10 protein-coding genes are annotated in these 13,368 nt (G+C 41.4%); all 10 read left to right on the plus strand.

What is annotated here, in order from left to right; all coding sequences use genetic code 11:
• Positions 1–9 precede the first annotated feature (9 nt).
• Positions 10–678, plus strand: coding sequence for an SCP2 domain-containing protein (locus tag G9371_RS06120; RefSeq protein WP_000269709.1), 669 nt, complete (start codon positions 10–12; stop codon positions 676–678).
• Between the two features lie 12 nt (positions 679–690).
• Positions 691–2,310: an ABC1 kinase family protein gene (locus G9371_RS06125; protein ID WP_029423709.1), complete on the plus strand. Its 1,620-nt coding sequence runs from the start codon at positions 691–693 to the stop codon at positions 2,308–2,310.
• A 123-nt stretch (positions 2,311–2,433) separates the two neighbouring features.
• Complete coding sequence (locus tag G9371_RS06130; RefSeq protein WP_029423710.1) at positions 2,434–3,747, plus strand: FAD-dependent oxidoreductase; 1,314 nt, start codon at positions 2,434–2,436, stop codon at positions 3,745–3,747.
• A 26-nt stretch (positions 3,748–3,773) separates the two neighbouring features.
• Entirely contained in the window at positions 3,774–4,160 is a 387-nt protein-coding gene (locus G9371_RS06135; RefSeq protein ID WP_029423711.1) for a VOC family protein, read from the plus strand.
• 174 nt (positions 4,161–4,334) lie between these two features.
• Entirely contained in the window at positions 4,335–5,108 is a 774-nt protein-coding gene (hisIE, locus tag G9371_RS06140) for a bifunctional phosphoribosyl-AMP cyclohydrolase/phosphoribosyl-ATP diphosphatase HisIE (protein WP_029423712.1), read from the plus strand.
• A gap of 9 nt (positions 5,109–5,117) precedes the next feature.
• Positions 5,118–6,620 (plus strand): UvrD-helicase domain-containing protein, encoded by a 1,503-nt coding sequence (locus G9371_RS06145; RefSeq protein WP_000065138.1) that lies wholly within the window; start codon positions 5,118–5,120, stop codon positions 6,618–6,620.
• A gap of 23 nt (positions 6,621–6,643) precedes the next feature.
• Positions 6,644–8,026, plus strand: coding sequence for an AAA family ATPase (locus G9371_RS06150; RefSeq protein WP_029423713.1), 1,383 nt, complete (start codon positions 6,644–6,646; stop codon positions 8,024–8,026).
• A gap of 314 nt (positions 8,027–8,340) precedes the next feature.
• Positions 8,341–11,190: a monovalent cation/H+ antiporter subunit A gene (locus tag G9371_RS06155; RefSeq protein WP_032009061.1), complete on the plus strand. Its 2,850-nt coding sequence runs from the start codon at positions 8,341–8,343 to the stop codon at positions 11,188–11,190.
• Entirely contained in the window at positions 11,187–11,555 is a 369-nt protein-coding gene (locus tag G9371_RS06160; protein ID WP_000624229.1) for a Na+/H+ antiporter subunit C, read from the plus strand. Before G9371_RS06155 ends, G9371_RS06160 begins: the two co-directional genes overlap by 4 nt.
• Entirely contained in the window at positions 11,555–13,366 is a 1,812-nt protein-coding gene (locus tag G9371_RS06165; protein WP_029423715.1) for a monovalent cation/H+ antiporter subunit D, read from the plus strand. Before G9371_RS06160 ends, G9371_RS06165 begins: the two co-directional genes overlap by 1 nt.
• Positions 13,367–13,368 lie beyond the last annotated feature (2 nt).

The raw sequence follows: 13,368 nt of genomic DNA on the forward strand, positions 1-13,368 counted from the left end.
GATAACGATATGTGGTCGATTCTGGCACTCGGTGCAGTCGAACGTATCATTCATCATCTGATCGATCTGGATGCATTAACCCGCATTCAGCTCAATCAGCTACAGGGCAAAATGTTGCGTGTTATCATCGATAGCCCGCAACTTTCTGTTGATGTATTCTTTGACCAAGAAAAAGTACGTCTTGAACCTACCGTTACAGGGCACAGTGAAAAGCCATCTATTTTTGAGCAGCGCCCTTTTGATCCACAATTTAAAATTTCTGAAGCCACTGCAACTTTGCATGTCAAAGATGTCGTTGAACTGATCAAATTATTATTAAGCGATTCAGACCAGATTGGTAATATCCCGCTTCAAGGTGATTATCACCTCTTGCAGGATATTCAAAAAATTATGCAGCAGGCTGAACCTGATTTAGCTGTGCATCTATCAAAATGGGTTGGTCCTCAACTCGCTCACGAAATCGGTAAGATTCAACTTGCACCAAAACATTTAAAACGCTCTCTTCAAAGTCATCTATTTTTTGCTGAAGATGCCTTAAAAGAAGACAGCGGTTTATTTGCCCCACGTTGGGAAATGGACGATTTAAATCAGGCTACGCGTAAGCTTAATCAAGACATTGATCGTCTAGAGGCTAAATTGCAGCAGCTCAATGCACAACTACAACCCACTCAAGACTAGGTAAGACTTTATATGATTCCGCACGTTTCACGTTTACTCGAACTTTGGCGTATTGCAGCGCACTATAGACTCGATACGTTGTTCCCTGCGGATGAATTACCTGTTAAAGCTAAGCATGCATTGAACATTATAAAAATGCATCCGGCAGCATGGTCTAGTCGTGAACGTAAAAATCCTTTAAAGCTTAAAGAAGCTTTAGAAGATATGGGGCCGCTTGCAATTAAGCTTGGACAACTCCTGTCAACCCGCCGTGATTTGATTCCACCTGAAATACTCGCCCAACTGGTTTTACTTCAAGATCAGGTCAAACCTTTTGATGGAGAAGTTGCCAAACAACGTATTCAAGATTCTTTAAAGGCAGACGTAAATACACTGTTTGCCCGCTTTGATGATCAACCACTTGCAGCAGCCTCAATTGCACAAGTCCATACAGCGGCGCTACATGATGGACGTGAAGTTGTTGTTAAAGTTACTCGTCCAGACATTCGTAGCCAAATTTTACAAGACTTTGAAATTCTGGCTTGGCTAGGTAACACCTTAGAAAGTCGTCTTGAAGCTGCCCGTGCATTACATTTATCTGAAATTATTCAAGACTACCGCCAAATCATTTTAAATGAGCTGGACTTAAGTATTGAAGCAGATAACACCCGTCGTATGCGCCATTACTTCACTGGTTCAACCATGATGTATGTGCCAGAAGTCTACATGGACACCAAAGATGTCATGGTGGCTGAGCGTATTACTGGTGTCCCTATTTCAGATACGGCAACCTTTGACCGTTTAGGTATGGACCGCGCACAACTTGCAGAAAAAGGGTTAACCATTTTCTTTACGCAAGTATTCCGCGATAACTTTTTCCATGCCGACATGCACCCCGGCAATGTCTTTGTAGAAACCATCAACCCAAGCAATCCACGCTTTATTGCACTGGACTGTGCAATTATGGGTGAGCTTTCTAAGCACGACCAAATGACAGTTGCCCGTATGTTGCTTGCTGTCATGAACAGTAACTTTATGCAGCTCATTCAAATTGTGCATCAAGCTGGCTGGATTCCACCGGGTACAGACCAAGACGCGTTAGCACGTGAAATGCGTCGCACTGTTGGGCCAATGGTGTCTAAACCAATGGATCAACTTGATTTTGCGGGTATCTTAATTCAAGTGATGGATATTGCTCGACGCTTCCATCTTGAAATTCCGCCCCAGCTCATGCTACTACTCAAAACTTTAGTACATGTAGAAGGCCTAGGTACTGACCTTTATCCGCAGCTCGACATCTGGAAATTGGCAAAACCAATTTTGACGGAATGGGTCAAATCCAACATGAACCCAGTCAAAAATGTAAAAGAGCTCGGCCAGCAATTACCTGACCTGCTTTTAGGCGCTCAAGATTTCCCAAGCTTAATTATTGATAGCTTAAATGGTTTAAAAAATCAGTCGGCTTGGCAAGACCGTCAGTTACGAGAAATTCAGCAACTTCGTTTGCAAATGGAACATCAGCAACGCCGCAGTTGGATGTTCGGTAGTAGCATGCTGATTTTACTGACTATTGCGATTATTAGTCCTTGGTTTGTCTCGATTATTCTGATTGTGCTGAGTAGTTTATTAGCGCTGTGGCGCATATTGAAATAAGTTCAAAATCCCTTGCCAGTGCAAGGGATTTTTTATGGAAAAACTTTAGTTTTAAAAAAATTTATAGCTCACCTATTCATTCATTGCTAAATTGAACCCATAAATGCTTCAAAAGAACAAACAATGAAAACACCTCATTTTGCCATTATCGGTGCTGGTACAGCAGGTTTAGCCACAGCGATTTTACTCGCCCGCCAAGGCAATAACGTTACTATTTTTGAACAAGTTGATGAGTTATCTCCGGTAGGTGCTGGTTTATTACTACAACCTGCGGGCTTAGCTGTATTTGAACATTTAGGTGTGCTCGATAAAGCGCTGCTATTAGGTGCAAAAGTCACAGGCTTAGAAGGCCAACTTCCAGACAAACGTCTTTTAGTTAACAGTCACTATCACGAAGCATCAGCAAATCTTTATGGCCTAGGTATACACCGAGCTACTTTATGTCATGTACTCACTCAAAAGCTTAGCGAGTATTCAAGCCAGATTACTTGGTGTATGAACCACTCTATTGAAAGTTTTGAAGAACTTAACAATGAAGTTCAGCTATTCGGAAGTCATCAAAATCAAAAGTTTGATGCTCGCTTTGATGGTTTACTTATTGCCAATGGTGCTCGTAGCCAATTACGTCCCAAAGCATGGGTAAAGGTTGACCAAGCCTACCCTTGGGGTGCGGCGTGGAGTATCGTGCCTGAATGCCAAGTTCTCGATTCTGAAATTTTGCATCAATTTTATGATTGCTCGAAAATTATGATGGGAATTCTCCCTACAGGAGCAGTTCCAACAGAACCTCAACAGCGCCTTTCAAGTGTTTTTTGGAGTTTACCTACTCCAAAATTACAAAGCTTTTTACAAGATGAGCAGGCTAAACAAGCTTGGTTAAAGCAAGTCTCAGAACGTTGGCCCAAAGTTGCAGAATGGCTGAAAGAAATTTTGTATAACAGCCAAACTCAGCCCAAATGGCTATCTGCAAACTACCGTGATGTCGTTATGACTCAATTTGGTCAAGGTCGAATTGGGGTGATTGGCGATGCCGCTCATGCAATGAGTCCACAGTTAGGTCAAGGTGCAAATATGGCATTATTGGATGCTTGGGCCTTCTCTCAATCATTACGACATGCTCAAAAAAACCAGAATATTGATTGGTCCCTGCTCTGGCAGCACTACCACCAGCTTCGCCGTTCATCCACCCAGTTTTATCAATTTCTTAGTCGCTTATTAACACCACTTTATCAATCTGATCATTGGTGGGCTGGAGGTTTAAGAGATTTAGTTTTTCCGTGGATGTATCAAATCCCTTATTTTCGAAAAGAAATGGCAATCACAATTTCAGGCTTAAAAACAGGGCCATTCAAGCAACTTGATTATGATCAGGTTGCTCAATTGCCTAAAGAAAACAGTGCGTTTCATTTAGAAAGCGAATCTCTGTCTGACTATTAACCCCACCAAATAATAGTGATTAACACATGAAAATCAGCCATCTTGATCATCTTGTTTTAACTGTCTCAAATATTGAATCTACCTGTCATTTCTATCAAACCGTATTGGGGTTTGAAGTCATCACGTTTAAAGGTGATAGAAAGGCTCTAAAGTTTGGAAATCAAAAGATAAATTTACACCAGCAAGGCAACGAGTTTGAACCGAAGGCATTACAGCCAACTCCCGGATCTGCCGACTTGTGTTTTATTTCAGACACTCCCATTTCAGAAGTGGTTGCGCATCTTAATCAGTTAAATATTCAAATTGAAGAAGGTCCGATTGAGCGTACTGGTGCAATGCATCCTATTCTTTCAGTTTATATTCGCGATCCAGATCAAAATTTGATTGAGATTTCAAATATCCTCACGCCTTAGTCATTCGAATAATATACAGATTGGTAAGTGTTACAAGCTATTCATTACGCTGACAAAGACAAAAAGGACAAAGAATTTTTCCGCAAAGCGACGTTGATGCCGTACACTATACAAGCTATTTTTTAGCATCAGATTGAAATCAATTTATAGTTCATATTTCTTTGGTGATTCCTCATGAATAACACGCAATGGCTCGATGAAGTAAAATTTAACGAACAAGGTCTTATCCCTGCCATTGCTCAACATCATCAAACCGGACGTATTTTGATGGTAGCGTGGATGAACCGTGAATCACTTGCGCTAACAGCAGAAAAAAATCAGGCTGTGTATTTCTCTCGCTCTCGCCAAAAACTTTGGCACAAGGGTGAAGAATCAGGCCATTTCCAAACAGTTTATGAAATTCGTTTAGACTGCGATGGCGATGTAATCATATTACAAGTTGAGCAACACGGCGGTATTGCATGCCATACAGGTCGTGAGTCTTGTTTCTACCGCAAACTCACTCCACAGGGCTGGGAAATTGTCGACGCACAATTAAAAGACCCTACTGCAATTTATGGCGATAAAGCCAAAACTGAAAGCCACGATCATGCTCACACCACTGAACAAGTGGATGTGCTTGCTCACTTAGGGCAATTAATGCAAGAGCGTAAGCAAGCTGAAGCGGACACTTCATATGTTGCAAGCCTCTACAAAAAAGGCATTAATAAAATCTTAGAAAAAGTCGGCGAAGAAGGCGTAGAAACTATTATTGCTGCGAAAGACTACGCTGCTCAAAATACAGAAAGCAATTTAAATGACTTGATTTATGAAACTGCCGATTTGTGGTTCCATAGCATTGTCATGTTGGGTTATTTCGATCTTAATCCACAACTTATTATTGACGAATTAGCTCGTCGTCAAGGTTTATCTGGTTTAGTTGAAAAAGCTAACCGCAACAAGGTTTAAAATCACTCAGTGTCGAATATCGAAAAACCTAAAGCCACCTATGAGCAAGCTATTGCCATAGATAACGCACGTCTTGGGCAATCATTTAAAGTGATTGCCTATGCGGGTACAGGTAAAACTACTACATTACAAATGATTAGTGATGCCATGCCTGAACGGCGCGGTATGTATTTGGCTTTTAACAAAGCCATTGCTGGTGAAGCTCAAAACAAATTTCATCGCAATGTAGACTGCCGTACTTTTCACTCACTCGCGTTTCGCAGTGTGCCACGTGGCGTAACTGATAAATTACGTTTACCTCGCTTAAGCCCAAGCTTTATTGCAAAAGAATATCGACTAGAACCGATTACCTTACGTCGAATGATGGGTGGACGTTATGAAAAATACGTCTTAATGCCAAGTCGCCTAGCGAGTCTTGTCGCCAATGCGGTGAGCTATTTCTGTTCGACCAGTTCTCAATATCCAGCTCCTCGACATATTCAGGCGCCAAACTGGTTACATCCAGACGATATTACTGCACTTCAAACTCACCTTTACCCGGCAGTAGAACGCCGCTGGTTAGAGTCCATTGACCCAAATCATCAAGCTGGAATTGGTCACGATATTTACCTCAAACTTTGGGCATTGTCTGAGCCTAATATTCCGGCCGATTATGTCTTATTTGATGAAGCACAAGATGCTGACCCTTTAATGCTGGGTATTTTGCTTCGTCAAAAAAGTACTCAGGTTATTTATGTAGGCGATGCACATCAGCAAATCTACGCGTGGCGCGGTGCAGTAAATGCCATGCAACAGCTGCCTTTGCCAGAGTCTCGCTTAACGACCTCTTTTCGTTTTGGGGAGGCAATTGCCGATGTCGCCAATGCGTTATTAGGTGGCTTAAATGAGACAGTTCCTTTGCTTGGTAATCCGAACCAGAAATCAAGTGTAGTCAATAAACCGCATACAAAAATGCGTGATGCGATTTTGTGTCGTACCAATGCTCGCGCAATGGAGCTGTTATTGGCAGGCTTAGTTCACGGCGATAAAGTGAGTTTGCAAGCTGACCATCAAAAACTAAACCGTTTTGTAGATGCTGCAAGCCTCTTAAAGCAAGGAAAACGAGTTACTGACGTTCCTGAGTTGGCATGGTTTAACTCATGGCATGATGTTCATGAGTACTGTGAAACCAATGAAGGAAGCGATATTAAACCATTGGTTAAGCTGGTAGATGATCACGGCACTGACCCATTAAAAAAAGCACTTGCAAAGATTACTCCCCTTGAGCAAGCTGACTATGTCATCTCGACTGCCCATAAAGCGAAAGGGCTGGAATGGAACCGTGTCCATATTGAAGACGACTATCAATTTAAAATTAATGGTTTAGAGCATAAGATTACAGATGAAGAGTTAAGATTACTGTACGTGGCCTGTACTCGTGCTAAAGTAAGTCTAAATATCCATCATCTTTATGATCTGATACAACAATTAAAACTAAGGGCGCCTTTAAGTCTTCGTCAGTCGGTTGGTTGAAGCGCTCATAATTAGGTGAGCCTATGAAACTTGAATCTATCCAATTTAAACATATTGCTCTGTTTCATGACCTAAAAATACAGTTCCAATATGACAAACAACCGATTACTTTAATTTTAGGCGAGCAGGCGACTGGCAAAAGTATGCTACTCAAGCATATTTATCATGCTTTAACATGGTTTCCTGCGCGCCTTAAAGATGCACGTACACCAGGCATTGTCATGCCAGATCAGGACATTAGCCATTCTCGTTTGCAATCTAAAATAGAAGTTAGCATCCAAATTCCACCGGAATTTGGACAGCTCCCTGAAACCACATCAACCCAGCAAACCGACACATCTCTTTGTAGCTGGAAACTGTTCAAGACCTTAAATTCAAGTGGTGTAGGGATTAGTCAAGTTGAAACTCAGCAGCTCGATCAAACCATTACCCTTTATCATCAAGTCACAAGAAAAGACCCACTTCAAGGTCTTCCCTTACTCGCTTATTATCCGTCAGAGCGATTTGTTAACGATATAAATTTACTGAATAAAAATTTACCGGGTATTACCCAGTCTATTTCTGCTTATGACATTAGCTTCATTCCGTTTACCACCTTCGCCCGCTTTTTTGAGTGGTTACGTGAAATTAGTGATATTGAAAATGCACACGCGGCTCATGTTGTGCAGCGAATTATTTCAAAACAATCCAATCCACAAGATCAGGAAGAAATTTTACGTCAACTACAACTTGAATTGGCAGGACATCCTAAACAGCTTCCTTCACCTAATTTGTACGCATTAAAATCGGCGTTAAAGATTATTTTTCCTGATCTTGAAGACTTTTATTTGCAATATCACCCAAAACTTCAACTTATGGCACATTACAAGGGTGAAGTCTTGGCCTTTCAACAACTTTCTAACACCACTAAAACATGGATTGCACTCGTAGGCGATGTGGTTCGCAGGCTTTGTTTGCTCAATCCGTTGAGCTTAGACCCTTGTCTTGAAGGTGAAGGCGTTTTGTTAATTGACCAGATCGATTCACAACTAGATGCAGCACATTGTTCAGAAATTTTAAATCGTCTTCATCGCGCATTTCCACGCTTACAAATTATTGTGACCGGAAGCCGTGAAGAATTGCTTGAACATGCAGCCGCATATCAATGTTTTAAATTAGAGCATGGAAAAATCAGTCCACTTGATTTAAATACCACTCAGCAGCAACTCGAACATCTTTATACGTTATTACAACGAGATGAAGCGTTAACGCCGCATATAGATCCCCTACCGCTTGATACCGAGCCGGCAACAACTCAAATTGATAGTTTGTACCAACAAATCCAAAATCTAAATGAACAGCAAAAAAATGAATTATTACGTATGATTCATGCAGGAGACACCTCGGAAGAAACCTCCTCTCTTTAAAATTTATTATCCATTTCGCTCAATTTTTATAATAAAACCGAATTCGCTAAATATATGATGAAATCTGGTTTTTTGAGCTGGAAAATCACTAGATGTTGTTACCACATGTAATAACATCAGATTTTTAATGATTTTTTAGTGTACAATAAATTTCATTTTGCGTTTTTATTATTCAAGTTGCGCAATACAACTTGTTTCTCGCTTTATTTTTCTAATTTGGTCGGGTTTTCAGAATATAAGCTTTGGAAATCTCTTTGAATTCCTATCTATTCTGAAATGAAAATTTCACCTTTAGGCTTCGGTCTAAATTATATATGGATACGAGTGTGCTACCGATAATTATCTTATTACCGTTAATATTAGGCACCACCCTTGTTTCATTGCTTCAACGGTTTTCACGTGGAGTAACGGCTTTAGGGGCGATCGGAGTCAGTTTAACCAGTTTTGGTTTATTACTGACTCAGGCTAAAACTGTGCTTGGTGGTGCAAGCATTCAACAAAGTTGGGATTGGTTACCACAATTAGGAATTAATCTGAGCTTTAGACTTGATGCCCTTGGTTTATTATTTTCTCTTCTTATTACCGGTATCGGTACACTCATTTATATTTATGCCTATTATTATCTAGGGCCTAAAAATTCATTAAGTAAATTATATTTATTACTCATGCTGTTTATGGCAGCAATGCTCGGTATTTCCCTCTCTAACAATTTAATTATTTTATTAGTCTTTTGGGAACTTACCAGTATTTCATCCTTCCTATTAGTCGGTTACTGGAGTCATTACGAAGCTGCTCAACGTGGCTCGCGTATGGCACTTACCATTACAGGTATGGGTGGACTCGCCATGCTAGGTGGATTTGTCTTATTAGGACAAATCACAGGAACCTACGAAATTAATGATATTGTCGGAATGAAAGACCTCATTCAAAGTCACTATCTGTTTGTTCCGACGCTTTTGCTTATTTTACTGGGTGCATTTACTAAAAGTGCTCAGTTCCCGTTCCATTTTTGGTTACCCAACGCAATGGCAGCGCCCACTCCCGTGTCGGCCTATTTGCACTCTGCCACCATGGTAAAAGCTGGGATTTTCTTATTAGCTCGTCTTGCACCTATTTTCATTGGCGCTGCGCTTTATCACAACATTGTCACGTTTGTCGGTCTATTTACACTTTGTATGGCCGCATGCTTCGCAATTTTTAAAGAAGATCTAAAAGGACTGCTAGCCTATTCTACAATTAGTCATTTAGGTCTTATCGTTTGCCTGCTTGGTATTGGTTCACCTTTAGCTGTTGCTGCGGCAATTTTCCATATTATTAACCACGCAACCTTTAAAGCTGCCCTGTTTATGATTGCCGGGATTATTGACCATGAAACAGGTACACGTGACCTTAGAAAGTTAAGTGGGATTTGGCAACTATTACCGTTTACCGCAACACTGACTATGATTACAGCGGCATCAATGGCAGGTGTTCCTCTCACTAATGGCTTTATTTCTAAGGAAATGTTCTTTACCGAGCTATTAGCGAGCCTTTCAGGATCAACTGTTATCTTTGCCAGTATTATTGCGACGCTTGCCGGTATTTTTGCAGTCAGTTATTCAATTCGCTTAGTACACGGCGTATTTTTTGATGGCCCCGTAGGTAAACAAGTTCCAAATAAAAATGCCCACGAACCACCTATCGGCATGCGAGCACCAGCTATATTGCTTGCGATACTATGTATTTTGGTCGGTATTTTCCCTGCCCTACTGGTCGAGCCTCTAGTTAACAGTGTGACACGTGCAAGTCTTATGCAACCTGATTTTGCAGGTACTCATCTTGCAATTTGGCATGGATTTAATGCGCCATTAATCATGAGTATTATTGCTCTGGTTGGCGGTACGCTTTTCTATTTTGCCCTAGCAAAAGATAGCATGATTCGTAAGATCGACCTTGACCCACGTTTAGGGCGCTTACAAGGCCGTATTTTATTTGACTTATTCTTAAAGCATTTATTATTAACAAGCCGAAAAATTAAACAAAAAACCGAAAATGGTTCTTTGCAAAGTTACCTGTTCTTAATCATTGCTTTTAGCATCGTCATGGTTACTCTGCCTTTGTTCAATCAGGGCCTTACCACAGGTACACGTGAGCTGACTCACGCACCATGGATTGCAGTAGTTCTTTGGCTGACCTTATTCTCAGGTTGCTGGATGATGCTTTGGTTCCACCACGAACGTATCAAGGCTGTACTCATTAGCGGTGCAATTGGTCTTGTGGTTACCATGGTATTTGTCACCATGTCGGCACCTGACTTAGCACTCACTCAAATTACGGTAGATGTAGTTACGACTGTTCTGTTGTTGATGAGCTTATCGTTGCTCCCTCAACTTACGCCATATGAATCTCGTCGCTCAAGACGTTGGAGAGATGCTGCGTTAGCAATTATTGGCGGTTTAGGAATTGGTTGGATTACATGGCTTATTTTAACGCGTGATCATAATTCGATTTCATGGTTCTTTGCTCAGCAATCCTTACCACTTGGCGGCGGTTCAAACATTGTAAATGTTATTTTAGTGGACTTCCGTGGCTTTGATACCTTTGGTGAAATTACAGTACTAGGCATTGCTGCGATTGGTGCGCTATGTCTCATGGATGGCATGCGCGTACATGGCACCACCATGACCCAAGGCCTCACCTACCGTTTTAACCCATCTCCACTCATGTTCCGTATTACGGCCTCTTGGGTGTTACCTTTAGCATTGGTCGTAAGTGTCTATATCTTTATGCGTGGACACAACTACCCGGGTGGTGGCTTTATTGCAGGTCTAATTACCTCAATGGCCCTGATTATTCAGTACATTGCTTTAGGTCAAGATCAAGCAGAACAAATGTTAAAAGCACAATCCGGTCGTCTTTACGAAATCTGGATTGGCTCCGGATTAACAATTGCAGGCCTTACTGGCATTGCCGCATGGTTCTGGGCACGTCCATTCTTAACCAGTGCGCACGTCTATGTTGAATTACCAGTTTTAGGTAAGTTGCATCTGGCTTCAGCAGCAAGCTTTGATCTGGGTGTGTATATCACCGTAGTAGGCGCTACCATGCTACTCATTTCTGTATTAGGGGACTCTCGCCACTCGAGTATGTCTGGTCCTGTACCTCATGGGGAGAAATCATCATGATCAGTTTAGAATTCTTACTGGCCTCTGCCATTGGGCTACTTGTTGCGACAGGCATTTATCTAATCTTACGTGCGCGTACCTTCCCTGTTGTGTTGGGCTTAGCAGTGCTGGGCTATGCGGTTAACTTATTTTTGTTTGCGATGGGCCGTTTGCAAGTCAGCTCACCAGCCATCCTAACCGAAACCACCAATATTACAGATCCACTTCCACAAGCACTTGTTTTAACAGCAATCGTGATCGGTTTTGCCACTACCGCTTTTATTGTGCAGCTTGCATTACGTAGCCGTTATGAATCCGGTAGTGACCATGTTGATGCTAAAGAAGATATTTCTCCAACATACGACCCACGTGAGGATGAGCCGTGATGTTTGATTTTTTATCTTTTTGGCAAGCTAATACACCAATTTTCAGTATCCTCATCCCAGCATTTACTGGTTTTCTCTTATTGCTTCTAGGTAATCCTGGCGCTGGTGCATTAAAAGAAGATTGGCGACAACCTTGGCGCCGTGGCATTAGTTTGATCTCAGCAATAGCTGGGTTAATCACTGCCGTTAGTTATCTGCTTGTTGCAAACACTGGCCAAATTACAGTTTATCAGTTGAGCGAGTGGTCAGCTCCCTTTGGTATTGTGCTGGTACTTGACCGCCTTTCAGCTTTTATGCTGGTTTTAACTTATGCCTTAGCAGTTCCGGTTTTATGGTATGCCAGTGAAAACTGGGATACGAGAGGTCGCTATTTCCACGCCATATTCCATTTTCTTTTAATGGGGCTATGTGGCGCATTTCTCACAGGCGACTTATTTAACCTGTTCGTTTTCTTTGAAATCTTGCTCATGGCGTCCTATGTCCTCTTATTACATGGACAAGGAAAACCGAGATTTCAGCTTGGTGTGCACTACGTCATTATCAACCTTTTAGCCTCTGCCCTGTTCTTAATTGGTCTTGGCATGATCTATGGCAGTGTAGGTAGCCTCAATATGGCTGACGTTTCACGTTTGCTACCGACTTTAGATGCAGATCAACATAAATTAGCAGTTGCAGGTGCCTTACTCTTATTTGTCGTGTTTGGTATTAAAGCGGCTATGCTACCAGTTGGTTTTTGGCTACCAAAAACTTATGCCGTTGCAAGTACACCTGTCGCAGCAATTTTTACCATCATGACCAAAGTGGGGATCTATGCCATTTTGCGTGTCAATGGAACTGTATTTAATGATGTACTCAGCCAAGAAATCTTTAAAAGCTGGTTACTTCCAATTGGTTTAGTGACTTCTTTATATGGCGTGATTGGCGCAATTGGTGCAGATCGCCTCAGACGTTTTGTTGGCTTTATGGTGCTGTCTTCAATTGGTACTTTATTGATTGCAATTGCCATGTCAAACACGCAAGCGTGGTCTGGAGCATTATTCTATTTAGTCCACAGTACATTAATTGGTGCAGCATTTTACCTGTTCTGTGGCTGGATGACTTCACAGCGCGGTGATTTTAAAGACCATTTAAAGATTGCACCAAGAATTAAACAAGAAAAAGCAGCCATGCTGACCTATTTCCTGATTGCCATGATGCTCGCAGGCTTACCACCTTTTAGTGGCTTCTTTGGGAAAGTATTTATTTTGCAGGCTACTGTTGAAACTGCATATCAAGGCTGGGTTATTGGTATTGTTCTTTTGGTGAGTCTATTAAGTATTATTGCATTAACACGTGTCGGCTTTATTTTATTCTGGCGTGCATCACCACCAGAAGAAGACCCGATCAATCCTGCTTATATTATTTATCGTGCTTTACCTGAAAAAGCACCCCCACGTAACGATACAGTCATCTATATCTTACTTGCCGGTTTAGTGGCTTATGTAGCATTTGCTTCACCTGTATTGCACTACACCACAAATACCGCTCAGCAAATTCAAGATCATGCCCTGTATCAGCAATCTATTCTTAAAACTGATCAAAATGGCGAAGTTATTAGCGTTCAGCCATATGACTCAACTTATTTACCAGAAACAAAATATGGTGGTGAAGTTGAAGATCATAATGCCTATCTTATTCCTGACATTATTTCGAAAGATACTTTCAACGGTGAGCATATTTCTGAATATAAACACCGCCAAATTCAGCAGCAAGAAAAATTGCAAACCCCAACCATTGCTGATGAAAGTCAACTGAAACCTATGGAGCCATAACA

Origin of the sequence: Acinetobacter sp. EKM10A, assembly GCF_011075215.1 — a bacterium.
In the GTDB taxonomy this organism is placed as follows: domain Bacteria; phylum Pseudomonadota; class Gammaproteobacteria; order Pseudomonadales; family Moraxellaceae; genus Acinetobacter; species Acinetobacter baumannii.